The organism is Paenibacillus paludis, from assembly GCF_042610515.1.
Lineage (GTDB): Bacteria > Bacillota > Bacilli > Paenibacillales > Paenibacillaceae > Paenibacillus_AQ.
This window is the reverse complement of the sequence record NZ_JBGJZP010000007.1, coordinates 323652-350221: the sequence shown is the minus strand read 5'-3', so window position 1 is coordinate 350221 and position 26570 is coordinate 323652. Positions and strand designations below refer to the sequence as shown.

Here is a 26570-nt window from a genome sequence, read left to right as displayed (position 1 = left end):
TATCCCTCCTCGGTCTGAACTGGAATATTTATGCCAGATTATAGGCCATTTCTTTGAATTAGCATAATATATTTTTTAATATTTTAAATATAAAAACCTATTTCACCCTTCGCTTTTGCGCAATTTTATCGTTCAATACGCCTATTTTTTTACAAAAAACTACTTTTATCTACAATAAAAAGCTAATATCACTTAGGTAGACCTATTTTTTTCAAAGGAGGGGTAGTCTCCTAACTATTCACCTTTATAAAAGTACTATTAAACGAAAGCTGGTGTCGTATTGAGAAGGAAGAACAAGGTACGCAGAAATACTCTTATTGTACTATTATGTATTTGTTTGAATCTAATGTCCTTTGGTCAAGCTTTTGCCGCATCCGGTGCTTCCGGGACTTCCGTTGCAGCAAAGGACATATCCGGCCACTGGTCAGAGAACGTCTTAAAAGAATGGCAGCAGCAAGGGTTACTTTCAGGCTATCAGGATGGAACCCTTCAGCCTGACCACAAGATTACCCGCGCGGAATTTGCAGCATTGATTAACAAATCTTTCGGTTATACAAACACAGCGGAAATTGCTTATAAAGATGTTAAAGCATCTAATTGGTTCTACGCGGATATTGCAAAAGCAACTGCCGCAGGATACATAAAAGGATACACTGATCAGACGTTTAGACCTAACCAGCCGCTTACCCGTGAAGAAATGGCAGCCATTGTGAGCTCTATTCTTAAGCTGAGCGCCACCGATTCACCTGCTGCATTTTCGGATACAGCTGTAGGCCACCAGTGGAGCAAGCTCCAGATTAATGCCATTGCCCAAGCCGGCCTTATGAGTGGAAATGATCAAAAATTCAGACCGCTCGACACAGCCACCAGAGCAGAAGCAGTCAGTGTGCTTGACCGTGCATTGAAGTTTGCAGCGGCCAATTCCTCTGAAAAGGTCGTTTATGACAAAGCCGGGAACTATGGCCCGGAGACAGGTCTTACTACAGTAAAGGGTTCGGTATATATTGAAGCGCCCGGAGTTGTACTGAACAACACGCTTATCACAGGTGATCTGGTGATTGGTGAAGGCGTTGGCAAAGGTGATGTGACGCTAAAGAATGTCACTGTTAAAGGCACCACTACCATTGCCGGAGGCGGTAAAAACAGTATCCACGTAGTGGATTCAGTCCTGGTAACCGTCATTGTCAATAAAAAAGACGGAAGTATCCGAATCGTTACTGAAGGTGCCAGCTCGGTTGAACAGATCACGCTGCAATCCGGCGCGCTACTGGAAGAAGGCAGCGGCACAGGCAGCGGCTTCGGCAATGTCGATCTCTCCGCAGCAATTCCGGCAAATGCACAGGTGTCCTTAGCCGGATCCTTCGAGACGGTGGATGTTATGGCAACCTCCATTCAAGTAAACCTGAGTTCCGGTTCGATCGGCCAGCTTCAAGTGGCTCCCGGCGCCGGAAATACGGGAATTGACATTACAGGCGGAGCCCGCATCAATGCTCTAATTCTAAATGCCATTGCCAGAGTAACCGGAACAGGATCCATTGGCACTGCCTCAATCAATGCCAACGGTTCAACTCTTGCCCAGACTCCTGAGCATGTAACCTACGGCAATAATGCTACAGCTGTCATCGGCACTCCGGTTGTTTCCGGAGGCGGCTCATCCGGCGGTTCGTCCGGTGGTTCATCCGGCGGTTCAAACGGCGGTTCAAACGGCGGTTCAAACGGCAGCAATCCAGGCACTGTGACAGAGACAGTGTATGGCTTCGAAGGCGTAATTACGGATGTAGACGATCAGCCCGTAGCAGATATGACAATCCATTTCCGTAGAGGCCTCGGAGCAACTACAGGCGAAATCGCAGCAACTGTGGTTACGGATGCGGCAGGTAAATATTTTGCCAATCTGGCCCCTGGCGTTTACACCGGTGAATTATCGAAATCCGGATTTATTACTACTCACGTTGTTGGTGCTTCGCTGAGCACTCATAAGAATATTAACCAGAATGCCACAGCAATCAAAATCCCAGCCAGCGACGAAATTCGAATTGTACTCACTTGGGACTTGCTTCCGCTGGATGAAGATTCACATCTGATTGGCGCTGCACCCAATAATAAGTCATTCCATACCTGGTACGGCGATAGAGTATATAGTTATAATAATCAAACTTATGCCGATCTGGACCATGATGATGTAGATTCTTACGGCCCGGAGACGACCACCATTCGTAAACGTGTGGATGGAAAGTACACCTTCTTCGTTCACAACTTCAGCGGAAACGGCACAGCCCAAGCGAACACTTTAACCGCTTCCGGTGCCAAAGTAGAAATTTACAACGGCCACAATGCTACGCCTGTTAAAACGTACCACATTCCTGTTACAGACACCAAGATGCTATACTGGTACGTTTTTGATATGAACATATCCGGCAGCGAATTGACCTTTGTGGACAAGAACATGCTGACAGACACGGCTCCAAAGTCTGATCTTGATCAAGACAATGGTCAGGATACTGAGAGTCCTACTGTTAATACAAACTTCCTGAGTGTAGAAAATCATGCCGGTGCCAATGACGTTGTAAATGTGAGAAGCCTTGCACCCGGAGATGTGGTTTCTGTCTACGCAGACGAGATTGACCACAGCCAGTTATTGCAAACTGCAACAGTGGCCGAAGGCTCAACCAGCGTTAAGCTGACAGGTCTTGATTTCGGTGCAGACAGCACCACTGTCTATATTTCCTTAAAGAAACCGAACCATTCGGAGAGCCATGCTGTACCTATATCTGTCTACTCGGAAGCACAATATGCTGAACTGGAAACAACGGTCGCCGCTTCATTTAAGGATAAAGTACTGCCTGGCACAATGACTGTGGGAGATGTCGTTTATCTGCCTGATCCACAGCAGCCGCTGCCAAGAGACCTCCGCGTAACTGTGTTGAATTATGATGGCCCATCCACAGTGACTGATGATGTATACATCCTAAGAGATTACGCGGTATGGTACATGAATTACAACGGCACCGCAGATCCTGTCGACTATAGCATCAAACTGGAATTAAAACGCGACTTTTCCGCGGTTACCAAAGAAATTATTATTACGGTTCCTAGTGTATTCACCGCGCTGCCTGATTCTGTTGAACTAGCCGATAAAATGCTGCTGGATGGCTCAACTCATCCCGGCCTTGCGGAAGCTGTAACTGCTGCCAAAGCCGTTATAAACAACACCGAAGCAACTGCGGCAGATTGGCTCGAAGCCATAAAAGCTCTTCATGAAATTTTTAATCAGATTGCAAGAGAAAACGAATAGTTCATTAAGCAGATTCAAGTATACGTACAAATTAACACCAAACAGCCAGGCTTCCCGGAGCCTGGCTGTTTGGTGTAGCTATAGCTTCTCCGTTTTGTTATAGCTTCTGCGTATGATTTCCGACTTTTGCTGCAATGAGGAATAACGTAATCAAGCACCTGAGATCCCGGAATGCTAGACAGTACTGGATTATGTAATTAAAAAGCAGTGGTTCAGACTGGAGCCCTACGCCTCCCGGGTATCACCCATCGCCTTCTGCTCTTGTATGATTGCAGAAAATACAGCAGAATTGCTCAATCTCCAGCCAAAAAAGGAATCTGCTGCATTTCCTGCAGTAGATTCTAGGCAGGATGAGGTCTGTGGCTATGCTCAGAAGGATAGTTGTACTCTGTGCAGCTAAAACGCACAAATCACGCCCCTCTCAGGAGTTAGATGTATTTCGTACACTTAAAATTCGCAATTCGAGTCATTTACGCTAGATCACGCAAAAATAAATGTACGGAGTGCAACTATCTGTAATTTGTCTTAAAACCCCCTGGATTTAGTTGTACGAAGTACACTTAGCAGACTTCAACTGCTAATGTTTCTGCACTCACTCCAATTTATACTACTGCTGTTAACCTTACTATTGCCGCTTTCACCTCGCAACCAATCACCGGCTCACCTGCTGATGCTTTAATCCTCCGGCGCCGCTTCCTCACTCCTACTCAATTCCTGCGTCCCTCAATCACCCGCTATTCAAATAGACTCAAATACCGTCCCAGGCTATTTGCCTCCAGCTCCTCCTCGGGAATAAACCGCAGTGCAGCGGAGTTGATGCGGTAGTGCTGCTTCGTTGGCTCCGGGCCGTCGTGGAACAGATGTCCCACATAGGCTCCGCTCAGCCTGCTCCGCAGCGCCGTCCGTACTTGACCGCTGCTGTAGTCCGCTTCCCTGCGGATCAGCCCCTCCTCAATAGGTCTGGTAAAAGCGGGCCAGCCGGTGCCGGAATCGAATTTATCGGCTGAGTTGAACAGCGGATCGCTGCTCAGCACGTCAACATACAGCCCTTCACGGAAATGGTCCCAATATTCATTCTGGTACGGCGGCTCCGTACCCTTGTTCTGCGTGACTTCGTATTGCAGCCCGGTCAGCTGCTTACGCAGCCGCTCCCGGTCTTCGCGGTTGTTCCAGTGCTGCTCAGTGAATTCGCCTCGGCCCGAGCCCTTCAGATACATTTTATAATCCATCGGGTGGGTCTTATAGTAATCCTGATGTAAAGCCTCCGCCGGATAAAACGGGGCCGCAGGCAGAATCTCCGTCACAATCGGAGCTTTGAACCGCTTGCTTGCCTTCAGCGCCACCTTCGAGGCTTCCGCCTTCTCCCGTTGCTCTTCGCTGTGCACGAAGATCGCCGTCCGGTAGGAATAGCCCCGATCCATGAATTGCCCGCCCTTATCGGTAGGATCTATGAGCTGCCAATATATCTCCAGCAGACGCTCATACGGGAATAGCTCCGGCTCATAGGTGATCTGCACTGCCTCAATATGCCCTGTCGTCTCTGTTCCCACTTCCTCATAAGTCGGATTGACTGTATGCCCGCCGGTATAGCCAGACACCACCGAAACAATGCCCGGCAGCTCGTCGAACGGCTTGACCATACACCAGAAGCAGCCGCCGGCGAAGGTGGCGAGTTGTTGTACAGCTTTGTCTCCATTCATCCAGAACAACTCCCTCCGAATTTAGTCCAGGCACTTCATCATCCGTCCATGCTGGAATTCCATTATATATGAATATCCTGCTTCTCCAAAGAAATCAGGGCCACCGGCAAGCAAACGAGGATAACAATAACCGGAATGAGCACCGCTTGAATGTAATCTCCCGCACCCGACAGCAGGATCTGCTCCGAGTCCGCTACATACATCCCGGAAAATTTCATGATTTGCGTCATCAGGGAATGATCCGATACCCATTTCAAGAATGCCGAAGACGAATCCTTGAGATAACCTGTAAGAAGTAAATTACCGAAAATAAAGAAAAAGGTTGCCACCACAGCGGAAGCCGCTTTACGGATAAGCACCCCCAGCATCATGATTACGGCGCAATAAGCCGCCAAATATAAGATATTCAACCCGAAAGTCCTGACCGCCTGAATGGTGTCGTCTCTTAAGCTCTCCATCCCAATAGGAGATCCGGTAACAAGCGCCGCAGCCAGATATAAGATGGAGAAGAGTCCGAAAAATTGCAGCAGCCACCAAAAAATCGCCAGCAGCTCCAGCATATATTTACCCATATAATACCCCGGCCGGCTCTGCCCCGAAGCGATTATATTCTGCACCGAACCGTATTCAAAACCTTCTGTAGAGAAAAAGCAGGCATGCATCGGGATAACCAGATATAGAAACAGGGAGAATGAACCAGCGAGCTTTAAGGGCTGCATGGGACTGCTTAATTCATACCCGCCATGGTTCCCGATGATCACAACCAGCAGAATCGATCCCAGCACAAACACAGCATTGATGCTTTTGAACGCCAGATCTTTTCGCAAATAATAAATTTCAGCCTGCAAAAAATTCCTCATTGACCTTTGCCTCCAATCAGATCCATATAATAGTGTTCCAGATTAGGCGCGGACAGGTTGAACCCTTCAACCGGAATTCCCTGCTGCAGGAGAACCGTCATCAGCTGCTCCAAATCTGCGGCTGCCTTAGGAATCTCAATGGCCCCGGCAGTATTGATGGAGATGTCTTCAAGCTGCAGCTTCTCCTTCAGAAGAGCCATAGCAGCAGCCGGATGAAGTGTTGAAATTGTAATCATTGACTGTGCCGCTTGCAGTAATTCACCGGCAGAGACCTCTTTGATCAGCCGCCCCTGATGTATGAACCCGTATTTAGTCGCCAGAAGCTGAAGCTCACCCAGAATATGGCTGGAGATCAATATCGTTACCCCCTGCTCATGCGCCAGCAGCTCCAGAATCCTCCGCATTTCCACAATCCCCACAGGGTCCAGCCCGTTGATGGGCTCGTCCAGCACAAGGAACTTCGGATGATTAAGCAGCGCGATGGCGAGGCCGAGACGCTGACGCATGCCGAGGGAATATTGCGAGGTTTTTTTGCTTCCGGCATCCGTTAACGCTACAGTCTGCAGCACCTCCCCGATTCTTGCTTTATCCTGAATTCCGAAGATCCGGCAATAAAAACCCAGGTTCTCCTCGGCGTTCATATGCGGATAAAGAGACGGCGTTTCAATCAGAAACCCAACCTGCCGCCTGGCACGGATGAGCTCCTGCTTTTCCCGCTGCCCAAACAGCGAGACTTCTCCGCTTGTCGGGTGTACAAGCCCGCCGATCACTTTCATCAGCGTACTTTTTCCGGCACCATTCTCCCCGACAAATCCGTAGATATCTCCCTCTTCAATGGTCATATTCAAATGCTGAAGCGCAAACGCGGAGCCATACTTTTTAGTCAGCTCTCTGGTTTCGAACACAAGCGGTTTCAATCAGAACACTCCTTCATCTCGCTGATATGTCTACTCGGCAACCTTATCATGGGTAAACGGTCCGGCCACACCGTCTGCTATTTTTAGGCAGGTTGTTGTCGTTTTTAAGGAGTACTCCATAACATCTGGCCCGTTTTTCCCTGGAAATGTATAATAGAGCGATAAATACGGAACGGAGTGAAGGCATGATTCATATCGCCGTTTGTGACGACGATCTGCAGGCTGCAGGACAGATTGAGAACCTGATTCTAGATGCCCGGCACCAATGTTCGGAAGAGCTGGAGGTATCCCTCTATTACTCCGGGGAAAGTTTCGCCCAGGCTCTTCAGGACGGAGACCGCTTTGACCTTATTTTCATGGATATTGAAATGGGTGGAATGGATGGAATTACAGCGGGGCAAGTGCTGCGGGAAGATGACGGAAATGATCTTGTACAATTGATTTATATCTCCAGCCATGAGCAGTATCATCTGCAGCTGTTCGATGTGCGGCCGTCGGGTTTTATTAAGAAGCCGGTTGAACCGGAAGCATTCATACATAAGCTTATTCCCGCCTTACAAAAGGCCATACGTACCCGCCAGCAGGGCAAAACCAACTTCCTGCCGGTACAGCAAAAAGGAAAGGAGCTGCTGATCCCTTTTCGGGACATCCTCTATTTGGAGAGCAGCATCAGACGGGTTTCCCTTATCACGAAGGACAGGGAGATCCAGTATTACGGCATGCTTAAGGATGAGGCGCGCAAGCTGCCCGGCGGTCATTTCGTGCGGATTCACCAATCTTACATTGTGAACTTTTTCTTTATTAAAGAAATCAGTGCGAAGAGGGTTACGCTAGTCAGCGGCAAGGAGCTGCCGGTCAGTGAGAAGCACAGCTTATCCGTGCGGAAAGCCTACCTCAGCTTTAGGGGGACGCTCGTATGAATACCATGCTGCGGGAAGAGCTGCTGTATCTGATCACTTTTCCGCTGATTCCTGTAATCCTTCATTATTTCTTCAGCCGCAGCTTCACCTGCCGGATCAAGAGCAACCCTTATCTTGTCCTGATCTACGCTCTCTATATGGCTTGTCATCTCGCGCTGCATCACAGCCAGCTTCCGGACATGGTTCTGCTCACCGCAAATACCGGCTTGATCTTCTTGTTATCACTGCTCTACCGGGGGGATAACCTGTGGAGGGGGTATTCCGCCTTTTTTGTTACGGCTCTCATCTTTCTTGGCGAAGCCGTGATGCCGTTTGCGTATACGGATAGCGGATACATAGCAAACCTCTTTCTTTCCAAGCTGCTGGTATTGTCACTCGTATACCTTCTGCTGCGAATCACCAAAGGGGAAGGGCGCGGTAATTTAGCGGGATGGTACTGGAGTCTGCTGCTGGTCTGCCCTGTTCTGAGCGTTATTACTTTGGTCTCGCTGTCGGACAACTTCTTCTTCCAGGCGTATCCCAAGCTGTTCCCCGTGGTACCTACCATGCTGCTGGCGATCAACTGCCTGATTTTTGTGCTCAGCGACCATATCCTGTGCGTGCAGTCCGAGAGAAGCAAACGTCTGCTGCTGGAACAGCAGAACACCTACTATGTTAACCAATATCTGATGACCCGGGACAAGCAGGAGGAAGCCTTCAAATTTCAGCATGACTTCAAAAACATCCTGCTTGGCTTGCGCGCAGGGCTTGCCAAAGATGAAGAAACTTCCGTCCATGAACTGGACCGTCTGCTGGGCACGATTGGACAGCCTGCAGGCAGCTGCGATACCGGAAACCCGGTCATTGATGCGATGATCAGCTACAAGGAGCAAACCGCAGGCAGCTATGACACCCCCTTTCGCTTAGAGCTGAACATTCCGCCGCAGCTTGAGCTGGACACTACGGTGATCAGCGTCATTCTCGGCAATACCCTGGACAATGCAATTGAAGCCTGCCGGGAGACCTTTAATCAGGAGCGTTATGTCTTGATCCATATGCATTATCTGAATGACAGCTTGTTCATAAAAATTCAGAATCCGTATGCCCATGAAATCAGCACCAACCGTTATGGTGAAATCTCTTCGACCAAGGCCGATACACGGTCGCATGGCATCGGACTGCGAAACATCCGGAAAACTGTGGAGGAATGGGGCGGCCTGCTGGATATTTCCTATAACAGCGGTCTGTTTCAAGTGGAGGTCGTTCTGTTCCATATCCCAAGAAAGCTTGCCGCTTCCGGTTGAAGCCGTGCAAAAAAGGGTAACGGAAAGCACAAACCTTTCACTTCAGCCCCATTCTGGTGAAGCTGGTCCGGCGTCTGCCGGTTATGGTGCTGCCGAAATGGACGCGCACCCAGCCCCATCCCATTGCCCTGTCAGACGTGCTGCTAGCTTTGAAGAAGAGCATAGGCAACGCCGCATAAAACGGCCGTGCGATTGATGTAGGCGGCCCTGACAGCATGACCTACAAAGAGATGACGCAGAGAACGGCGAAGGTGATGCATAAGCACAGAACCTTCTATGATATTCCGCTGCTGACCATCAATCTCTCTCGCCTCTGGGTCACGCTGATTACCGGGGCTCCGAAGAAGCTGGCCCCAGCTTATTACATCATGCCGCCCATACCGCCCAAGCCAATCTATCATAGCTAATACAGCACAAAAAGCCACCTCCAGGTGGCTTATTTGTCTTTATTGCTCTCCCAAATGTCCTTATGCGTCCAACCTGCATGTACTAGAAGGAGCAGTGTCAGAATCATAACAAACTCTCTGAGACTATTGGAAGTACTCTCTATGTTGTATCCAAAAACAATATTCAACCGGCCCCACATCAGATTGAGGCAGAGCAGCGCGACGGTAATGTAGGTCACCCATACACTGCGGAGATACAAATTATAACTCCGCTGCGGGCCGCGTCCGATGAAATATTTACTGTAACGGATCACATAGGCGGTGAACACGAAAAATGCAATGGCTTCCAGTGTGAATATAGTTAAATCAATAATTTCCATGAAGATCATCTCCTCTCTTGCCTAAGCCGGAACGGTGCAGGTCAATAAGGCTTTCGATATCATTCGATTCATAGGCTTCCTGGATTCTGCCTAGTTTTTCAATCTCCCGTTTTACACGACTGGGTTTGATCTCGCTCTTTCTGAATATATCGAGGAGCTTCACTTGTCGACGACCTCCTCACCATTGGTTTTATCGGTGCTCCCTCTTTCTATTAGAAGTTTGACGAGTATACGATTGTATTGGTTAAGCTGCTTCTCGTTCTCCTCATCGCGTTTCTGATAGTTCTGAATGATCTTTTCCTTACTGGCTAACTGCCTAACGCTCCAGATTAATGCAATAGAGAGAAGGACATTGAGCACGACTGAACCGCTGTTGTCGTTGAATAGGCCAGTCAATGCGTTCAAATCCATCATCATCCCCCCGTTCGTTGTTGGTTTGAGATTCCTGCTGTTTCCGGGTCTAAGCATAATCTGCTCAACCTGTCCAACCTTTCGGCATAAGGCATATCATACTTCGAGCCGGAAGATCGTATATTGTAATCTATTCTTTTTCTATGATTTTGATTGGGTAAAATAGTATTTTGTTAGAATCGCTCCCGTTCCACCTGAACTATTAATCATTCCTGCTGCATTCAGACAACAAAAAAAACGGGACCTGTGAAGGTCCCGTTTCTTTGGATAAATAAGGTTGTGTAGACGAATTACATCATGCCGCCCATACCGCCCATGCCGCCCATATCTGGCATTCCGCCGCCTTTTTCAGGCTCCGGTTTGTCAGCGATGACAGCTTCGGTGGTCAGGAACATTGCAGCTACGGATGCTGCGTTTTGCAGCGCGTAACGAGTTACTTTGGCAGGGTCAACGATCCCTGCTTCGAACATGTTCACCCACTCATCGGTAGCAGCGTTGTAGCCGATGCCGATAGCTTCTTTTTTCAGACGGTCCACGATTACGGAACCTTCTTGACCAGCGTTTGCTGCGATTGTGCGGACAGGCTCTTCCAGAGCGCGCAGTACAATGTTCACGCCTGTTTTTTCGTCGCCTACTGCATTTACAGCAGCTACAGCAGCATATACGTTCACAAGAGCAGTACCCCCACCGGATACGATACCTTCTTCAACCGCAGCGCGGGTTGCGTTCAGGGCATCTTCGATGCGAAGCTTGCGTTCTTTAAGTTCTGTTTCAGTTGCAGCGCCTACTTTAACAACGGCTACGCCGCCGGCCAATTTAGCCAGACGCTCCTGCAGTTTTTCCTTGTCGAACTCGGAAGTGGTTTCTTCCAGCTGGGAACGGATTTGGCTTACGCGTGCATTGATGTCCGCTTTGTCGCCGCTTCCGTCTACGATTGTAGTGTTTTCTTTGGTTACGCGCACTTGACGGGCGTTACCCAGTTGTTCGATAGAAGTGCTTTTCAGGTCCAGTCCAAGCTTCTCGGTGATCACTTGGCCGCCAGTCAGGGCAGCGATGTCCTGCAGCATAGCTTCGCGGCGGTCGCCAAAGCCAGGAGCTTTAACAGCAACAGCGTTGAATGTTCCGCGCAGTTTGTTCACGATCAGCATCGCCTGTGCTTCGCCTTCGATATCTTCAGCGATGATTACGAGCGGACGCGCCTGTTGTACGATCTTCTCAAGCAGCGGAAGAATTTCTTGCGTGCTGCTGATTTTTTTGTCGGTGATCAGGATGTACGGGTTCTCCAGAACAGCTTCCATTTTGTCCGTATCAGTGATCATATAAGGGGAAATATAGCCACGGTCGAACTGCATGCCTTCAACCACTTCAAGCTCAGTCAGGAATCCGCGGGATTCTTCAACGGTGATTACGCCGTCTTTGCCGACTTTTTCCATAGCTTCAGCAATCAGTTGGCCCACTTCATCGTCAGCAGCGGAGATAGCAGCTACTTGAGCGATAGCCTGGGAGTCTTCGATTGGTTTAGCAATATTCTGCAGTTCAGCAACTGCTGCTTTAACCGCTTTGTCGATCCCTTTGCGGATAACCATCGGGTTAGCGCCTGCAGTTACGTTCTTCAGGCCTTCACGGATCATGGCTTGTGCCAGAACAGTTGCAGTTGTAGTACCGTCACCAGCTACATCGTTGGTTTTGGTAGCAACTTCTTTAACGAGCTGTGCGCCCATGTTCTCGAATGCATCTTCAAGTTCGATTTCTTTGGCGATGGTAACACCGTCATTGGTGATCAGCGGGCTGCCGAATTTCTTCTCAAGCACCACGTTGCGGCCTTTAGGTCCGAGTGTAACTTTTACCGCATTTGCCAAAGCATCAACACCGCGCAACATCGAGCGGCGGGCGTCTTCACTGAATTTAATTTCTTTTGCCATTGTGTAATTAACCTCCTAAATTTTTGTGAACGTTACCTCACTGAATTGGCTTCGACAAAAATCACTTCGAAAGCACACGCTTAAGTTATGTGAGCGTTACTTCTTGAATCGGTATCGTGCAAAACTGGCGTTTGAAAGCATCGCTTAGTTTTGTGTAAGTAATTTAGCTATAACTTATGAACGGTCTTCTTAGTCAAGAATCGCGTGAATGTCGCTTTCTTTCATAATCAAATATTCTTTGCCTTCGTATTTGATTTCAGTTCCGGCATATTTCGAGAAAATCACGCGGTCGCCTTCTTTAACTTCGAGTGGTACACGCACTCCGTCTTTCAATACACCGCTGCCTACAGCGATAATTTTACCCTCTTGCGGTTTCTCCTTAGAGGAGTCCGGAAGCACAATCCCGAAAGAAGTGGTTTCCTCTTGCTCGCTTGGTTCTACCAATACGCGTTCACCTAGTGGTTTGATCATGAAAAATAGCCTCCTTTGAAATTATGTTGTTTACCTTGAAAACATAGATAGGGTACCGGTGAATCCCAAGGATTCATGCGGCAGTTATGAAAATATCGTCTTAAGCGCAGCTTTTAAGCGCTAATCCCATATTTTCGAGCAGCATTAGCACTCAACCCTCTGTAGTGCTAACAACAATTTTTATGATACTCAACTTGAGGACGGATTTCAAGTCCTTTTACGTAAATTGTGATCTGTTTTTGGGAAAAATATGGTTTCAGAGGTTGTCCGACACATACTCTCTTACATTCTATCCAGCAGAAAATAAAATATGCTGCGGATTGCCAGGGCAACGAACGTTTCTCCGCCATTCGGATACTGAGCCTCGCCAATCTGCTGTTAGTATGGAGTTTCAATAGGATATGCACTAGATCCCGCTGGGCAGAAGCCAGCCCCAACTGCAGCAGCCGGCCACAGCCGCAGAGCAGCCCTGCGGGAGTCTTCTCCCCGCCGGGCCTACTCTTTCCTGACGTAGCGCGCCTCCCGCTCGTTGTCCATAGCCAGCTGCTTGCGGTAAACGAACGCAGACAGAAACACGCTGAACTCATACAGCACCAGCAGCGGGATCGTCACCAAAAAGTCCGAGATGAAATCGGGTGGTGTGATGACCACTGCGATGAAGACGAGCGCAAAATAGGCGTATCTCCGCATCTTACGCAGCCGCAGCGGATTGAGAATTCTCAGCTTCGTCAGGAACATAACAAGCAGCGGCAGCTCAAAGAGCAGAGCCAGCGGAATCACCAGGCTGAACATAAAGCTGAAATACTGTGCGATTCCGTAGGTTTCTTCCAGTCCCATGCTGCGGGTGATCGAGATGGTAAACGACAGCGCCATCGGAAATACAATGTAATAGGCAAAGGCAATGCCCAGCAGAAAAAGGATAAACACATAGGGCACATACCGCAAAGCCGCACTCCGCTCCACTTGCCGCAGCCCGGGACTGATGAAAGCCCACAGCTGATAGACGATGAAAGGCAGGGATATCGTTAGCGAAACTGCCATGCCAATCTTCATGTACATGCCAATGCCATCCCAGAAAGAGAAGGCATGCAGTACAAAACCCTGGGCATGGTCCGCATGGATCAAGTATAAATAGATCGGTTTGGCGACGAACAGTCCGCCTATGAGACCCACTACAAAAACAATCAGCACGTAGATAATCCGCCTACGCAGTTCGGTGAGATGTTCAACTACCGACATTTCTTCCGGTTCCAGAGTCATGACAGACACCACCCAATTGACATATATATAGCATGATTAATGGCAGAAAAAAAGGGCGTCTTCCCAGTCTGAAACAGAACTGAGAGAAACGCCCCCGCGTAATGGATGGTATTACTCCGGCAGGCGTCTGTCCTGCGGGAGTTCTGTTGCTAATATGTGCGGGGCCGGCGGAACAGGAGCCTCACTCTTCTTGGCCGGCTCAGGTTCGCTGATAATTTCACGCGCCCCGTCCTTAAATTCGCGGAAGGTCCGCCCGACTGCCCGGCCAAGCTCAGGAAGCTTGTTGGGGCCAAAGAGCAATAGCGCTAAAATGACCAGTAAAATAATTCCGGGAGCACCAATACCGTTTAGCATAGTCATTCCTCCTTGTCACTTTGTCACTTTGTCCGTTCATGATATCGTTAACAATAAATTAATAATACCATAACTTATGTCACACATCCATCTGTTATCCCGGGTGATTCCTGTGACATTACTGGAATTGACAAGTTTATTGACGGTATTGGCCGGTTACCATGAGCAGTGCTTCAGGCAGTTGATCCATTATCGCTGCCAGATTCTCATGGACACCCTTCGGTGTACCCGGCAAATTAACGATCAGCGTTCTCCCGCGAATACCGCAAATGCCGCGGAACAGCATAACCGCGCGGTTCTTCTGCATGACGGTACTACGCATGGCCTCAGAGAGGCCGGGCACCTCCCGCTCAATCACACGCCGTGTAGCTTCCGGCGTAACATCACGAATCGCCAGATCAGTCCCTCCGGTAGTCAGCACCAGATCCGCCTGAAAATAATCCGTAAGTTCAATCAAAGCAGCAATAATCTCATCCTGCTCATCCGGCACGATCCGGTACTCAATAATCTCACCGCCAAGCTCCTCTTCCACCAGCTCCCGAATAACCTGGGCGCTCGTGTCTTCCCGTTCGCCCCTGGCCCCTTTATCGCTGGCCGTCAGGATTGCTGTTTTCCACGCCATAGGTTGTCCCTCCCTCTCTATGTATTATGTATGGAAGGCCTGCAATGTGCTGCCTTCTCGCACTTTCCGCCAAGAAGAACGGCTGCGCCGCCCTTTTTAGCAAATGCTTACGCCTGCGGGTGATACTGTGAATGTCACTCAGGTATCTGCTACTGAGCTAAGCCTATTGCCACTGCTAAGCTTCCAGCGCGTAATCTCCGTTTTTCCCGCCGCTCTTGGATACCAGCATCGTTGGACCGATAATCATGTCCTTTTGCAGCGCCTTGCACATGTCATATACAGTCAGCGCCGCCGCAGAAACCGCAGTCAGCGCCTCCATCTCCACTCCGGTCTTTCCGGTCGTCTTGACGGTTGCTTCTATATAGAGTTCATCTTCGCTGTTATCCGAGAAGCTGATATCAACACCGGTAAGCGGCAGCGGGTGGCACATTGGTATCCAGCTGGAGGTGTTCTTCGCGGCCATAATTCCGGCAACCTGGGCAACAGCCATAACATCGCCTTTGCCGATCTTGCCCGCTTTAATGGCCGCAAGCGTGTTCGGGTCCATCTGCACCTTACTCCGCGCGACAGCTGTCCGCTTGCTAATTTCCTTGTCGCTGACATCCACCATGCGCGCTCTGCCCTGCTCATTGAAATGGGTTAACTCCACAGCTTTCTCTCCTTCCGGCAATGAATAATGCCGTCTTCCGTAATCAGCATGTCCATATAGGCATCATGGTCATCCATCGGCACTTCGTGCACCAGCTGCAGTCCGTACGCCAGTCCGGCCCATACAGGCGGTCTGGCGGATTCCGGAAGCTCCGCTTCCCAAGCTGCCCGCAAGCGGTCATAGTAGCCGCGCCCGTAACCGAGCCGTCCGCCCCGAGAGTCGAAGGCCAGCCCCGGCACGAATACAACATCCGGCACTCCCTCAGGGCACGGGAGCTCTATAGCGCCGGTAATCGGCTCTTGAATCCCGTAAGCTCCCGGCGCCAAATCCCCCCAGGAAGCTACCTCATGCAGGCTCATCCTTCCGCTGGCCTGAATTACCCGGGGCAGCAATATCTTACGCGCTTGCGCCCAAGCCGCGGTGATAAGCGGACGTGTATCCAGCTCCGAGCGGAACGAAACATAGGCCATGAATGAAGATGCTCCTTCCTGCCGGAGCCATTCTGATGCATGACTGCAGGCCAGAGAAGACCATGACGTCCTCTGATCCAAGGACAGACTGTCACGAAGGGCGGCTTTCTCCGCGCGAAGCTCCCGCTTCCACTCAGCTAGCGGGAGCTTTTGGCCCGTCATAGGCAGCCGCCTCCTCTTGTTCATATACCTAGCTTATCATAGTTTGTAAACTCAGTTTACCACTCTTCTCCCCGGTTCGCCAAGGTAGCTTGAATCACGTTGTTAAACGAACCAATGCCCAACTATTTTTCGCTCCAGTACCTTGATTTCCCCTTCGGACGCTGGGGTGCACCTCTCGCGCCGCAAACGCTTTTCATGTAAACTATAGAATAAGTATGTAATATGGCCGAAGCGTTCAAAGCCGAGGCGAAATAAGCAAGGGCGGAGGTTTCATCGGTATGCTTCTTCAAGCGACAGGAATTACGAAATCATATGGGATACAAAGCGTGCTGGACGGCATAAGTCTGCAAGTAAACGAGAAGGAAAGAGTGGGGCTCGTCGGCGTCAACGGCGCCGGCAAATCCACCTTTCTGCAGATTCTCGCAGGCGAGATGTCTTTTGACAGCGGGCAAATTCATAAATCCAAGGAAACCACAATCGGCTACCTGGCCCAGAACAGCGGCCTCCAGTCGGACAAGACCATTCAGGAGGAAATGCTGGCTGTCTTTGCTCCGCTGATTGAAGCGGAAGCCGAGCTGCGGCAGCTGGAAGCCAGTATCGCCGATCCCCGGCTCGCGGAGGATCCCAAGCGGTATGAGGACCTGCTGGAACGGTATGCTAAACGCTCGGATTGGTTCAAGGACCACGGCGGATATGAGATGAATACACGGATTCGCAGCGTGCTTCATGGTATGGGCTTCGGTGAATTTGCACCGGAGACACCTATCGCGACGCTAAGCGGCGGGCAGAAGACACGGCTGGCACTGGCCCGCATCCTGCTTCAGGCTCCCGATCTGCTCATGCTGGATGAGCCGACCAACCATCTGGATATCGAGACGCTCACCTGGCTGGAGGATTACCTGCGCGGCTATGCCGGCGGCATCCTGGTCGTCTCCCATGACCGGTATTTCCTCGACCGGCTGGTCACGACCGTCGTTGAAATTGAACGGCACCAGTCCCGGAGATACACTGGGAACTACAGCCGCTACATGGAGCTGAAAGCTGCGGAGTATGAAATCCGCATGAAGCAATATGAGAAACAGCAGGATGAAATCTCGCGGATGGAGGATTTCGTGCAGCGTAATATCGTGCGCGCCTCCACCACCAAGCGAGCGCAGAGCCGCCGCAAAGCACTCGATAAAATGGACCGCCTCGACAAACCGCTGGGTGATCTCAAGAAGGCCAGCTTCTCCTTCGAGCCTGATTTCATGTCGGGCAAAGAGGTGCTGCAGCTCCGTGACGTCGCTGTGGCCTTCAGCGAAAAATCAGCACCGCTGTTTCAGCACGCTTCCTTCGAGCTGCGGCGCGGCGAAACTGCGGCGCTGATTGGCCCGAACGGGATCGGCAAATCCACGCTGCTGCAGTGCCTGACTGGCACGCGCGAACCTTCGGCCGGAACGGTCAACTGGGGAACAAAAGTGAAAATCGCGTACTACGACCAGGAACAGACCCGGCTGAATCCGCGCAATACGGTGCTGGAAGAGTTATGGAGCGAGTACCCGATGCTGGAAGAAGCGCGAATCCGCACTATCCTCGGTAACTTCCTGTTCAGCGGCGAGGATGTCCTGAAGAAAGTCTCTGCCCTCAGCGGCGGCGAGAAAGCACGGGTAGCACTCTCCAAGCTCATGCTGCGCGGTGCGAACATGCTCATTCTCGATGAGCCGACCAACCATTTGGATCTGGTGAGCCGTGAAGTGCTGGAATCGGCGCTAATCGATTTCGAGGGAACGCTGCTTTTTATCTCCCATGACCGTTATTTTCTTAATAAAATGGCCGAGCGCGTTCTGGAGCTTCACCCCGGCGGCATCGACCAATATCTCGGAAATTATGACGACTATGTCGAGAAGAAGAAGGAGCTTGAAGACATCGCACTGGAGGAAGCCGAACTTGCCTCTGCCAAAGCGTCCCGGAATGCTGACATCGAAGCTTCAGCAGCGGAAAAAGGCACCGCTTCTTCCTATGAAGCCGACAAACAGGCCAAACGCGAGGAACGCAACCGCCAGCGGCGGATTTCCGAGCTGGAAGAGAACATTGCCCGGCTTGAGGAAGACATCGCCCGTGTCGAAAATGAAATGACCAAACCTGAAGTTTATCAGGACTATATGGCGCTTCAAGAACATGAAAGCGACCTGAAGAGCAAGAAAGCAAATCTAACAGAATTATTTAGCGAATGGGAAAACCTTGCTGACGAATAATGTAAATGCGTTAAATAAATATTTTTTAAGTGTTTCTGATTTGTTCAAAAATACTTATCCACAAGCTCATCCACAGATTTCGTGTATAACTCACACTTCAAAAAGGCCCTTGGGGCCTTTTTTTAGGCGTAAAATCGCTATTTTCGTTGTCAAGAACTTTTTATCCACCGAATTATCCACATTATCCACAATTTCCACAAGAAATGTCCTCTGGAGAAATCAGCATTTTGAGGCTTCAAAAAAAGGGCGTTATTGCTGATTTTACACGGTTTTTACACAACTCGGACAGAATATGTGGATAACGTTGTCCACATCTTGACAAAAGATGCATTCGCTAATTTTCTACCTTTTTCGCCAAAAAAATCAGAGGTGCTCCAGCAGTAAAAAGCCCTCATCCTGCTGTGCACAGGATGAGGGCCTTTCCATGTATTCCTCAGTCAGAAAACTCAACGGCCTGAGGAGGATTCTTCGCGCTCCTTTAGGATTCCGCGGCCTGAAATTCCGCTGCCACCGGATCAGCCTCTTCCCCGGCAGACAGCAGCGCCGAATTGCACGCAGCAATGTAGGCAATCCCCGCCGCCATTACAATATCCTGATGGATCGCTGTCCCCCGGAATTTGCAGCCTGCCCATTGCACCATAACAGCAGCCTCAGCCTGAGCGTTCTCACCGCTGCCGAGCGAATGCAGCTCCAGACCGTCAAAGCGGATCTCTTCAGTGATGCCTTGGGCGATCGCTGCAATGACTGCCTCCAGCGGACCGTTGCCGGTGCTGGTATGCGAGGTCTCCTTGCCGCTTTTCAGGTGATGCACCGTAACGGCAGCTACACGGCGCGGCTCACTGCCGGCCAGCACCTGAACCTCGCCCAGCCCGTAGACCTGCGCCTGCTGCCCTGTTGTGCTGCTGACCATCCGCAGCAGTTCGTCGTCGCTGACGGCCTTTTGACGGTCAGCGGTCTCCTTGAACGATTCGTAGAGCGCATCAAGCTCTGCCGAATCCAAGGCAATGCCGTACTTCGCTGCCCGGTCCTTCAGCGCATGTCTGCCGGAGTGCTTACCCAGAATGATCATGCTGCGCGGAATGCCCAGCCGTTCAGGGTCCATGATCTCATAGGTGCTGCGGTCCTTCAGCAGGCCGTCCTGATGAATCCCCGATTCATGCTGGAAGGCGTTTCTGCCGACAACCGGCTTATTGTAGGCAATCGGAAAATGCATCGCCCCGCTGATGATCCGGGAAGTATCGTACAGCTTTTCGAGGACAATTCCCGTCTCTGCGCCAAGGACGTCCCCGCGGGTTTCCAGAGCCATAACCAATTCCTCCAATGCACAGTTGCCTGTACGTTCACCAACGCCGTTGACCGTGACCTCGATTTGGGTCGCGCCGCCCTCGATCGCTGCCAGGCTGTTCGCTACAGCAAGGCCCAAATCGTTGTGGCAATGGGCACTGTAGCTCACGTTCCCGCCGCCTCTGGCACCCAGCCGCACCCGGCGGAACATCTCTCCGTATTCCTGCGGCAGCGCATAGCCGACTGTATCCGGCAGATTAATAATAGTCGCCCCTTCTTCAATGACCGCTTCCACCATCTCGATCAGATCGTCGATCCCTGTCCGTGCGGCATCCATGGCGGTAAATTCCACGACATCGCTGAACTGGCGGGCATAGGCTGTCATTTCGCGGGCGGCAGCAACCACCTCGGGTCTGCTTTTGCGCAGCTGATGGCGCAGGTGAATGTCGGAAGAGGAGATGAACAGGTGAATCCGCCGGCGCTGCGCGTCCCGGGTTGCCCGGACTGCGGCATCGATGTCACCTTTGACCGCGCGGGCGAAGCCGCAAATCTCTACGCCCTCCACCTTGCGGGAAATCGTCTCCACCGCTGCAAAATCACCCGGACTCGAGACCGGAAAACCCGGCTCCAGCACATCGACACCCAGTTCGGCGAGCTTGTAGGCCAATATTATCTTTTGCTCGGGAGTCAGGCTCGCACCGGGGGCCTGCTCACCATCTCGCAGTGTCGTGTCAAAAATCTGTATACGTTTCTTCACCGGAATAATCATGGAATAACCTCCTGAAAGTGGGTTGATTGACCGCATTCCCTTAGTGTGAGTATGCATTTTGCTGAGTTGGTCAGCGTAGTGGTCTGAGCTTTTGTATTACATTTTGTATTACATTTTGGATTACATTTTTGTATTTCCGCTTGTATTACAGTTTGTATTACAGTCTGTCTAACACATTGTCATCCTGTCTGTCTCATACTTTGTCTTCCAGTCTGGTCTTACGTTTTCTTCCCTGGCACTTCTTGCGCAGAACCACACGTCGACTTGCGGCCCTGCTGATTTCCCGCCCACTGCTGCCGGCAGCAAGTAGAGAGTGGACCTCCCGCAGCATGCGGAAAGCCGTCACTCTCAAACGCCGTTACCGGAGGTGTCCGGTCCCCCGTTCACCTCCTGAACAACGCAAAAACCCGCCGTCTCAATAAAGAGACGGCGGGTCACCCCTCCGCGGTACCACTCTTTTTGACGCATAGGCTCCTGGTAATGCCAAGCCCAGCTGCGTCCAGCTCTTCCCCATGTATCCCGTACCGGTTTCATAAGGAACCGACCACGATACATGAAGGTCCGTTAACGGGGACAACCGTTGCGGCGTACCTCTTGCCTTTCCGCCGCTCCGCTCCCGGGCGAGATTCAATGTTTTCCGGTGACTGCGTCGCACCACCCCGCAGCTCTCTGTTCACCTTCGTCATCTACTGCTCCCGTTCATTGCGTGTATTGATATTGATTTTGACCTCTGAATCCCTGAAAATCCATACAAAAAAGCCTGCCATCTCATTCAAGAGACGACAGGCTGTTAACCTTCGCGGTACCACTCTTGTTGATATCACGGATCAGCCAAATCTCTGCCATCCTAAGATATCCACTTTACAGCCAAGTAAGATCATCCGGCCTCATAATAATTCCGCCCGTCTTACCCGACCACCCTCTCACGGAGGTAACCCGTAACGGTGTACGAAAGGTACGGCAATCCTGCACGCCGTTCAACGCTCCTGTGAACAGGAGGCCCCTGCTTCCACCGCTCCGCTCCCGGACGAGTTCAGGGCTCCTTCGACTGCGTCGCACCTGCCCGCAGCTCTCTTATCCCGGAGTTTCCTTACTGCTTCCATTCATCGCGTTTGTTTCGTTTAATTGCCCTTGATTATACCCGCGCCTCCAGATGCTGTCAATAGGCGGCTACCGACCACTTCTCCAGCGACAAGCCGGGATCGGCCACCATGTCCAGCGGTGTGTCTCCGTCATGCACCCATTTGACATAGGCCGCGGCGCCGATCATCGCCGCATTGTCGGTGCAGTACACCGGCGGCGGGATGATCAGTTCGATCTTTTCCCTGTCACAACGGGCAATCAGCGCTTCACGCAAGCCCTTGTTCGCGGCAACCCCGCCGCACAGCAGCAGCTGTTTGGCCTCGCAGGCTTTTACGGCACGGACGGCTTTCTCTACAAGCACCTCGACAACCGACTCCTGGAAACCGCGGGCGATGCCGGCAACATCCGGTGTGAGCCCCTTCATCTTGCTCTGGTTGACTACATTCAGCACAGCCGACTTCAGACCGCTGAAGCTGAAATCATAGGAATCCGGCTCCAGCCAGACCCGCGGCAGCGGCACAGCTTCCTCCGCCTCCCGGGCCAGCCGGTCTACATGGGGGCCGCCGGGATAAGGAAAACCAAGCGCCCGCGCCACTTTGTCATAAGCCTCGCCTACTGCATCGTCACGGGTTCGTCCAATAATCCGGAATTCCCCTTCCCGTTCCATGTTCACGAGTTCAGTGTGTCCCCCGGACACAACAAGAGTCATGCAGGGATACTGCAATTCCTTGACCAGCCGGTTGGCATAAATATGCCCGGCAATATGGTGCGTGCCGATCAGCGGCTTGCCCCAGGCCAGTGCAAGGCTCTTGGCCGCAACTACGCCAACCAGCAGCGCGCCGACCAGCCCAGGACCCTGCGTTACGGCAACCGCGGTCAGCTGTTGCGGCTCAACACCCGCCGCTGCCAGCGCTTCTTCGATCACCAGCGTTATAACCTCGACATGCTTGCGTGAAGCCACCTCAGGAACTACCCCGCCGAACGCACGGTGTGTCTCAATCTGGCTTGAAATAATATTCGACAACACCTCGCTGCCGTCCTTGATGACCGCGACCGATGTCTCGTCACAGCTGGTTTCAATGGCTAATATAAGTACAGGCTGAGCTCCGCCCGTTTCTGTTTTCATTTCAGATCCACGCTTCCTTCCATCATTCCATGCTCCTCGTAATCCGGCAGATCCGCCCACATAATAAGCGCATCCTCACGGTTGTCCGAATAGTAGCCCTTGCGGGTACCCGCGGGCCGGAAGCCTTTTTTTCGATATAAATTCTGGGCTACCTCGTTGGAGACCCGCACCTCCAGCGTAATCGACTTCATGCCTAAATAAGCGGCTGTCTTCATCAGTTCATCCAGCAGCCTGTCCCCCCATTTGCGTCCCCGGTAGGCCTCGAGCAGGGCGATGTTTGTCACATGGGCTTCGTCCACAATTGCCCACATTCCGGCGTACCCGATAATATGGCTCTCCAGCTCCATAACCATATATTTAGCGAAATGATTATGCGTCAGCTCGTTGCGGAACGCTTCCTCGGTCCATGGCATAGTGAAGGCTTCCCGCTCAATTACAAGAATTTCGGGAATATCCTCCAGCTTCATCAGGCGGAAAATTAGCTCGCTACCCTGGTCTCTAATTGGCTCCGATTCCGTCATCTTTTGTTCAGGCTCCCTTCACTGCTCCGGCGCAGATTCTCTTCCGCTTCGGAAAGCTGGGTATAGTTCGGGATTAACCCGTGAATATCATCACTTCCCGCCAGCAGCCGTTCCTCACCGAGGTAGCCTGTCCAGCGGCCTTCCAGCTCATAAGGCACGGCCCGCACACAACCTTCTTCCATCAATGTACGAAGGCTGTCCTCACTGCCGTGCAGCTCGGTCTCCCCGACAAACCACAGGATACGCGGCTTTACACCCTCTGCCGCTGCCTGCTTAAGCCGTACTTCCAGCTGCAGCACCCAGTCTGCCATAAGGCGGATCGCATCGGGCTCAAGCCGCTTCGGGGCCTCATCGCCATTGGCGGCAAACAACGCCGTATAGGCTTGGCCCCGGCGCGCGTCGAGCAGCGGAATAATCCAGTCCGGGCCGGTCCCGGCCTTCTCCGGCATCTGTCCTCCGGCTTCCGGGTGCTGCTGCGCAAGAGCGGCGCCCAGGCCTCCCCAGGCCAGTGCATGCAGGCTCGACACGCCCGCTACCGGAACCTTCCAGGCCCAGGCCAGCGTCTTCGCTGCTGTAACCGCAATGCGCGTTCCCGTATACGAACCGGGCCCGACTCCGACGGAGACTCCAGCCAGCATATCTGAGGTAGTCCCCGAAGCCTGCAGCGCCTCCTGAATAATCGGCAGCAGATGAACCGAATGGTTCCGCTCCCCGGATGCATTAATTTCATGCAAAAGCCTGCCGTCTCCGGTGATAGCCACACCCAGGACAGCCGTTGATGTATCCAGCGACAAAAACCGCTTGCGCGGCTCTTTATTTTCATTCGTCATCTTTCTTTACCCCACTTCTGGATCAGAGCCCGGCAGACCTCGCCGTAAGGCTCTCCGATTCCGGTAACCGTGATCAGTCGTTCGTCCGGCCCGGCTGTTTCCATGTATATATGCAGATGCCGCGGCGGCATCAACTCTTGTATAATGCTGCTCCATTCCACCAGGCAAACGCCCTGTCCGTAAAAATATTCATCCAGCCCCAGCTCGTCCGCTTCCTGAAGCGAAATCCGGTATACATCCATATGATACAGCGGCAATCTGCCTTCATATTCTTTAATAATTGTAAAAGTAGGACTGTTTACAATCCCTTGTACGCCCAAATGGCGGGCATACCTCTGCGAGAATGCCGTTTTGCCCGCACCCAAATCGCCGTCCAGGCCGATAACCATCCCCGCCGTTGAAGCAGCAGCGACAGCGGCAGCGAGCAGCTCCGTATCCTGCAAGCTGTAAGAACGGTAAGTAAACACCGTTTCAACATTATTGTCCAAGCTGCAACTACCACCTTTTAGAATATACCTTGCCGGTAACAATACTCTTAATTATATCGGTATGGTACTGCTACCGCAACAACCCGCTCTACTCCTTTCCCTCGGCAGCAAAGCCCCCGTTGCCGGTCTTTCCTATGCTGCAAGTGCAGTTATCCTTTCCCGGGCGCAGGGAGAGCAGGTTATGCGAGTCCACTTATTCTAACGGTTTCATAATCCGAATGCAGCGACAATTGGCAAATACAAAAAACCGATTGAATAGGGGGTTATCCCTTCAACCGGTTGGGTTCATTGCCTGTCATTAATTCTAACTTCCCTGCTCCTCCAGCCGTTCCACACCGACGGTATGCGTATTGGTCGGACGAGAGCCGACCTGCACCGTAGCCATGCCATTGTCCGCATCAACATGCTCAATCCATACCGGCTCTCCATCCAAATGCACGGAGATCATATCTTTGGAGGCATAAATAGCCTTCGCCCGTTGTACATCCATTTTTTTGGCTCCTTAAAGTTTTGTGAGCATATGCTCCATTGATTATCATCGTACACAACTATATAAGTTGAACTTTAGATTTACCGAGCCGGCATAGAACGCAACTGCGGTGAATATTTGGACTTCCGGCCGCTGTTGTCTACAGATTTCTTGATTTTTACCGCTATTTGCGGTTGAAATCCGTAGACAAAGGCGGTCGCTATCGCTCCTACAGTTCCAAAATTCCCCTCCGCTGCTTTTGCCTCTAGGTAGTTCTTTAGTTCAACTAATATAGCTTCGGGAAGCTTGCGCTTTATTTTTGTAAATATACGCTTTTTTGCACCCTAGCTTGATTCCATTCCTTCACAACATCACACGTCAATGTTCCTCTGTCTCCTCCTCGGCAGTAGGCGGTTCACCAATCGTCGCCACGGCATCGAGGTGCTCTGACTCATCACTTAACCCATTGTCCTCCCGTACCGCAATAATATTCTCCCAGTCCACGACCTCTGCCGGGATATCCTGCTCCGATAAGCTGTCAATCCAATCATTCGGTCCACGCCCCATATAATACCTCCGCTGCGTTCCTGATTCTTTTTTCATCCTTCAAGGTTTGCTGACTTTATTTTTTCCCATGCTTCGCAAAAAATGCATCCGGCTAGAAAAAGCCCCGCCGCCCCATACTAAGCCAAAGCACTTATTATCAGGAGGCGATATCCATGCATACCGTTTGGAAAGGAGCCATCAGCTTCGGGCTTGTACATGTTCCGGTCAAAATGTTCTCCGCCACAGAGGATAAGGACATTTCCCTGCGTTATATCCACAAGGAATGCGGCAGTCCGCTGTCATACGTGCGCAAATGTCCCGTGTGTGACAAGGAAGTAGCCTGGGAAGAAATCGGCAAAGGCTATGAGTATGAGAAGGGAAAGTTTGTCCTCTTCGACAAAGAGGAGCTGGATCAGCTTACCGAGGAGAGCAGCAAAAGCATCACCATTTTAGACTTTGTGGATTTAACGGAGATCGACCCGATTTATTTTCAAAAGACCTATTATCTTTCTCCCGATCAAGCCGGGATGAACGCCTACCGGCTGCTGATGGAAGCAATGCGCCAGACCGGAAAGATCGGCATTGCCAAAATTTCCATCCGCTCTAAAAGCAGTCTCGCCGCCATCCGCGTCTTGTCGGACTGCCTGGCGATTGAAACCATCTATTATCCCGACGAGGTGCGGCCCGTCTCCCAGGTTCCAGGCCTGCCGGAAGCCGGCATGGTCAATGACAAGGAGCTGGATATGGCCAAACTGCTCATATCCCAGCTGTCTACACCCTTCGAGCCGGCAAAATACACCGATGATTACCGCCAGCGGATGCTGGATCTGATCTCCCATAAAATTGCCGGTGAAGAATTCCATATTGCTCCGGCGCGGCAGGAGAGCAATGTAATCGACCTGATGGCCGCGCTGCAGGCCAGTATCGAAGCGGTTCAGCATATCCCGACAGACCCCGGACCCTCCCCGTCCGGTGCTGCGGCCAAACCGCAAACAGCCGCTGCCAGGAAAAAAACCGCCAAGGCCAAAACAACAGCCGCCGCTCCTGCAGCCGCTGTGCTTAACGAAGCAACCGGACCGATTCCGGTCATTTCACCTAAGCCGAAACGCCGCAGCGCCAAGAGCAAAGACACAGTTTCCTAAGCTTATTAGCCTATAT

26 protein-coding genes and 1 other annotated feature are annotated in these 26570 nt (G+C 51.4%); of the genes, 6 read left to right on the top strand and 20 right to left on the bottom strand.

The annotated features are described in order from the left end of the window. Positions 1 to 280: 280 nt before the first annotated feature. Complete coding sequence (locus ACAN56_RS16515; protein WP_379144203.1) at positions 281 to 3295, top strand: S-layer homology domain-containing protein; 3015 nt, start codon at positions 281 to 283, stop codon at positions 3293 to 3295. A gap of 734 nt (positions 3296 to 4029) precedes the next feature. Here ACAN56_RS16515 and msrA read toward each other — a convergent pair. The 3 genes from msrA to ACAN56_RS16500 all read right to left on the bottom strand — a co-directional run bounded on the left by msrA (position 4030) and on the right by ACAN56_RS16500 (position 6772). After that, positions 4030 to 4995, bottom strand: a complete 966-nt coding sequence (msrA, locus tag ACAN56_RS16510) for a peptide-methionine (S)-S-oxide reductase MsrA (protein ID WP_379144201.1) — start codon at positions 4993 to 4995, stop codon at positions 4030 to 4032. Positions 4996 to 5057: 62 nt separating this feature from the next. After that, positions 5058 to 5855: an ABC transporter permease gene (locus ACAN56_RS16505; RefSeq protein ID WP_038586727.1), complete on the bottom strand. Its 798-nt coding sequence runs from the start codon at positions 5853 to 5855 to the stop codon at positions 5058 to 5060. Next, a complete protein-coding gene (locus ACAN56_RS16500; protein ID WP_379144198.1) occupies positions 5852 to 6772 on the bottom strand; it encodes an ATP-binding cassette domain-containing protein in 921 nt (306 codons plus the stop codon). Before ACAN56_RS16500 ends, ACAN56_RS16505 begins: the two co-directional genes overlap by 4 nt. Before the next feature lie 185 nt (positions 6773 to 6957). On the opposite strand from ACAN56_RS16500, the gene ACAN56_RS16495 reads away from it, so the two are divergent. From ACAN56_RS16495 to ACAN56_RS16485, 3 genes are all read left to right on the top strand, one after another. Then, positions 6958 to 7692, top strand: a complete 735-nt coding sequence (locus tag ACAN56_RS16495; protein WP_197073655.1) for a LytR/AlgR family response regulator transcription factor — start codon at positions 6958 to 6960, stop codon at positions 7690 to 7692. After that, the gene (locus tag ACAN56_RS16490; protein WP_379144196.1) at positions 7689 to 8975 is read left to right on the top strand and encodes an ATP-binding protein; all 1287 of its coding nucleotides are present in this window, start codon (positions 7689 to 7691) and stop codon (positions 8973 to 8975) included. Before ACAN56_RS16495 ends, ACAN56_RS16490 begins: the two co-directional genes overlap by 4 nt. A gap of 215 nt (positions 8976 to 9190) precedes the next feature. Continuing rightward, positions 9191 to 9382 carry a hypothetical protein gene (locus ACAN56_RS16485; RefSeq protein ID WP_379144194.1) on the top strand — a complete coding sequence of 64 codons (192 nt, stop codon included), beginning with the start codon at positions 9191 to 9193 and terminating at the stop codon, positions 9380 to 9382. 29 nt (positions 9383 to 9411) lie between these two features. Here ACAN56_RS16485 and ACAN56_RS16480 read toward each other — a convergent pair whose 3' ends face one another. The 10 genes from ACAN56_RS16480 to ACAN56_RS16435 form a co-directional block, all read right to left on the bottom strand. Next, positions 9412 to 9741 (bottom strand): hypothetical protein, encoded by a 330-nt coding sequence (locus tag ACAN56_RS16480; RefSeq protein ID WP_038586712.1) that lies wholly within the window; start codon positions 9739 to 9741, stop codon positions 9412 to 9414. After that, positions 9728 to 9904 (bottom strand): hypothetical protein, encoded by a 177-nt coding sequence (locus ACAN56_RS16475; RefSeq protein WP_156130817.1) that lies wholly within the window; start codon positions 9902 to 9904, stop codon positions 9728 to 9730. Before ACAN56_RS16475 ends, ACAN56_RS16480 begins: the two co-directional genes overlap by 14 nt. Further along, a complete protein-coding gene (locus ACAN56_RS16470) occupies positions 9901 to 10209 on the bottom strand; it encodes a hypothetical protein (protein WP_379144191.1) in 309 nt (102 codons plus the stop codon). The genes ACAN56_RS16475 and ACAN56_RS16470 overlap by 4 nt, the downstream gene beginning before the upstream one ends. Before the next feature lie 233 nt (positions 10210 to 10442). Beyond that, the gene (gene groL, locus ACAN56_RS16465; RefSeq protein ID WP_038586705.1) at positions 10443 to 12074 is read right to left on the bottom strand and encodes a chaperonin GroEL; all 1632 of its coding nucleotides are present in this window, start codon (positions 12072 to 12074) and stop codon (positions 10443 to 10445) included. A gap of 189 nt (positions 12075 to 12263) precedes the next feature. Continuing rightward, positions 12264 to 12545 (bottom strand): co-chaperone GroES, encoded by a 282-nt coding sequence (gene groES / locus ACAN56_RS16460; RefSeq protein ID WP_038586703.1) that lies wholly within the window; start codon positions 12543 to 12545, stop codon positions 12264 to 12266. A gap of 495 nt (positions 12546 to 13040) precedes the next feature. Beyond that, complete coding sequence (gene tatC, locus ACAN56_RS16455) at positions 13041 to 13805, bottom strand: twin-arginine translocase subunit TatC (protein ID WP_379144186.1); 765 nt, start codon at positions 13803 to 13805, stop codon at positions 13041 to 13043. Positions 13806 to 13916: 111 nt separating this feature from the next. Next, the gene (gene tatA / locus ACAN56_RS16450) at positions 13917 to 14159 is read right to left on the bottom strand and encodes a twin-arginine translocase TatA/TatE family subunit (RefSeq protein WP_038586698.1); all 243 of its coding nucleotides are present in this window, start codon (positions 14157 to 14159) and stop codon (positions 13917 to 13919) included. 136 nt (positions 14160 to 14295) lie between these two features. After that, a complete protein-coding gene (locus tag ACAN56_RS16445) occupies positions 14296 to 14781 on the bottom strand; it encodes a MogA/MoaB family molybdenum cofactor biosynthesis protein (RefSeq protein WP_038586695.1) in 486 nt (161 codons plus the stop codon). A 175-nt stretch (positions 14782 to 14956) separates the two neighbouring features. After that, complete coding sequence (gene moaC / locus ACAN56_RS16440; protein ID WP_076113504.1) at positions 14957 to 15430, bottom strand: cyclic pyranopterin monophosphate synthase MoaC; 474 nt, start codon at positions 15428 to 15430, stop codon at positions 14957 to 14959. Beyond that, positions 15421 to 16062: a 5-formyltetrahydrofolate cyclo-ligase gene (locus ACAN56_RS16435; RefSeq protein ID WP_379144180.1), complete on the bottom strand. Its 642-nt coding sequence runs from the start codon at positions 16060 to 16062 to the stop codon at positions 15421 to 15423. Before ACAN56_RS16435 ends, moaC begins: the two co-directional genes overlap by 10 nt. A 278-nt stretch (positions 16063 to 16340) precedes the next feature. Between ACAN56_RS16435 and ACAN56_RS16430 the strand changes: the two genes are divergently transcribed. Further along, positions 16341 to 18296, top strand: coding sequence for an ABC-F family ATP-binding cassette domain-containing protein (locus ACAN56_RS16430; protein ID WP_379144178.1), 1956 nt, complete (start codon positions 16341 to 16343; stop codon positions 18294 to 18296). 478 nt (positions 18297 to 18774) lie between these two features. On the opposite strand, the gene ACAN56_RS16425 is transcribed toward ACAN56_RS16430, so the two are convergent. The 7 genes from ACAN56_RS16425 to ACAN56_RS16395 form a co-directional block, all read right to left on the bottom strand. Continuing rightward, a complete protein-coding gene (locus ACAN56_RS16425) occupies positions 18775 to 20349 on the bottom strand; it encodes a 2-isopropylmalate synthase (protein ID WP_379144176.1) in 1575 nt (524 codons plus the stop codon). Between the two features lie 419 nt (positions 20350 to 20768). Beyond that, positions 20769 to 21061 (bottom strand) — a binding site (T-box leader). Between the two features lie 447 nt (positions 21062 to 21508). Then, positions 21509 to 22558 carry a tRNA (adenosine(37)-N6)-threonylcarbamoyltransferase complex transferase subunit TsaD gene (tsaD, locus tag ACAN56_RS16420; protein ID WP_038586684.1) on the bottom strand — a complete coding sequence of 350 codons (1050 nt, stop codon included), beginning with the start codon at positions 22556 to 22558 and terminating at the stop codon, positions 21509 to 21511. Next, positions 22555 to 23079, bottom strand: coding sequence for a ribosomal protein S18-alanine N-acetyltransferase (gene rimI, locus ACAN56_RS16415; protein WP_379144173.1), 525 nt, complete (start codon positions 23077 to 23079; stop codon positions 22555 to 22557). The genes tsaD and rimI overlap by 4 nt, the downstream gene beginning before the upstream one ends. Then, the gene (gene tsaB, locus ACAN56_RS16410) at positions 23076 to 23909 is read right to left on the bottom strand and encodes a tRNA (adenosine(37)-N6)-threonylcarbamoyltransferase complex dimerization subunit type 1 TsaB (protein ID WP_038586679.1); all 834 of its coding nucleotides are present in this window, start codon (positions 23907 to 23909) and stop codon (positions 23076 to 23078) included. Before tsaB ends, rimI begins: the two co-directional genes overlap by 4 nt. Continuing rightward, a complete protein-coding gene (tsaE, locus tag ACAN56_RS16405) occupies positions 23906 to 24397 on the bottom strand; it encodes a tRNA (adenosine(37)-N6)-threonylcarbamoyltransferase complex ATPase subunit type 1 TsaE (protein ID WP_038586676.1) in 492 nt (163 codons plus the stop codon). Before tsaE ends, tsaB begins: the two co-directional genes overlap by 4 nt. 304 nt (positions 24398 to 24701) lie before the next feature. Then, positions 24702 to 24887, bottom strand: coding sequence for an H-type small acid-soluble spore protein (locus tag ACAN56_RS16400; protein ID WP_038586673.1), 186 nt, complete (start codon positions 24885 to 24887; stop codon positions 24702 to 24704). A 357-nt stretch (positions 24888 to 25244) separates the two neighbouring features. Continuing rightward, complete coding sequence (locus ACAN56_RS16395) at positions 25245 to 25433, bottom strand: hypothetical protein (RefSeq protein ID WP_038586670.1); 189 nt, start codon at positions 25431 to 25433, stop codon at positions 25245 to 25247. A gap of 152 nt (positions 25434 to 25585) precedes the next feature. On the opposite strand from ACAN56_RS16395, the gene ku reads away from it, so the two are divergent. Further along, entirely contained in the window at positions 25586 to 26554 is a 969-nt protein-coding gene (ku, locus tag ACAN56_RS16390; RefSeq protein WP_379144169.1) for a non-homologous end joining protein Ku, read from the top strand. Positions 26555 to 26570 lie beyond the last annotated feature (16 nt).

Bases quoted from the DNA above. Each gene is read 5' to 3' on its own strand.
- tatA (WP_038586698.1), bottom strand. From the start codon at position 14,159: ATGCTAAACGGTATTGGTGCTCCCGGAATTATTTTACTGGTCATTTTA.
- ACAN56_RS16400 (WP_038586673.1), bottom strand. From the start codon at position 24,887: ATGGATGTACAACGGGCGAAGGCTATTTATGCCTCCAAAGATATGATC.
- ACAN56_RS16445 (WP_038586695.1), bottom strand. From the start codon at position 14,781: ATGGCGTGGAAAACAGCAATCCTGACGGCCAGCGATAAAGGGGCCAGG.
- ACAN56_RS16495 (WP_197073655.1), top strand. From the start codon at position 6,958: ATGATTCATATCGCCGTTTGTGACGACGATCTGCAGGCTGCAGGACAG.
- ACAN56_RS16395 (WP_038586670.1), bottom strand. From the start codon at position 25,433: ATGGGGCGTGGACCGAATGATTGGATTGACAGCTTATCGGAGCAGGAT.
- ACAN56_RS16480 (WP_038586712.1), bottom strand. From the start codon at position 9,741: ATGGAAATTATTGATTTAACTATATTCACACTGGAAGCCATTGCATTT.
- ACAN56_RS16435 (WP_379144180.1), bottom strand. From the start codon at position 16,062: ATGACGGGCCAAAAGCTCCCGCTAGCTGAGTGGAAGCGGGAGCTTCGC.
- ACAN56_RS16430 (WP_379144178.1), top strand. From the start codon at position 16,341: ATGCTTCTTCAAGCGACAGGAATTACGAAATCATATGGGATACAAAGC.
- tsaD (WP_038586684.1), bottom strand. From the start codon at position 22,558: ATGAAAACAGAAACGGGCGGAGCTCAGCCTGTACTTATATTAGCCATT.
- ACAN56_RS16505 (WP_038586727.1), bottom strand. From the start codon at position 5,855: ATGAGGAATTTTTTGCAGGCTGAAATTTATTATTTGCGAAAAGATCTG.
- groL (WP_038586705.1), bottom strand. From the start codon at position 12,074: ATGGCAAAAGAAATTAAATTCAGTGAAGACGCCCGCCGCTCGATGTTG.
- tatC (WP_379144186.1), bottom strand. From the start codon at position 13,805: ATGACTCTGGAACCGGAAGAAATGTCGGTAGTTGAACATCTCACCGAA.
- tsaB (WP_038586679.1), bottom strand. From the start codon at position 23,909: ATGACGAATGAAAATAAAGAGCCGCGCAAGCGGTTTTTGTCGCTGGAT.
- ACAN56_RS16490 (WP_379144196.1), top strand. From the start codon at position 7,689: ATGAATACCATGCTGCGGGAAGAGCTGCTGTATCTGATCACTTTTCCG.
- groES (WP_038586703.1), bottom strand. From the start codon at position 12,545: ATGATCAAACCACTAGGTGAACGCGTATTGGTAGAACCAAGCGAGCAA.
- msrA (WP_379144201.1), bottom strand. From the start codon at position 4,995: ATGAATGGAGACAAAGCTGTACAACAACTCGCCACCTTCGCCGGCGGC.
- rimI (WP_379144173.1), bottom strand. From the start codon at position 23,079: ATGACGGAATCGGAGCCAATTAGAGACCAGGGTAGCGAGCTAATTTTC.
- ACAN56_RS16425 (WP_379144176.1), bottom strand. From the start codon at position 20,349: ATGATTATTCCGGTGAAGAAACGTATACAGATTTTTGACACGACACTG.
- ACAN56_RS16485 (WP_379144194.1), top strand. From the start codon at position 9,191: ATGACCTACAAAGAGATGACGCAGAGAACGGCGAAGGTGATGCATAAG.
- ACAN56_RS16470 (WP_379144191.1), bottom strand. From the start codon at position 10,209: ATGCTTAGACCCGGAAACAGCAGGAATCTCAAACCAACAACGAACGGG.
- ku (WP_379144169.1), top strand. From the start codon at position 25,586: ATGCATACCGTTTGGAAAGGAGCCATCAGCTTCGGGCTTGTACATGTT.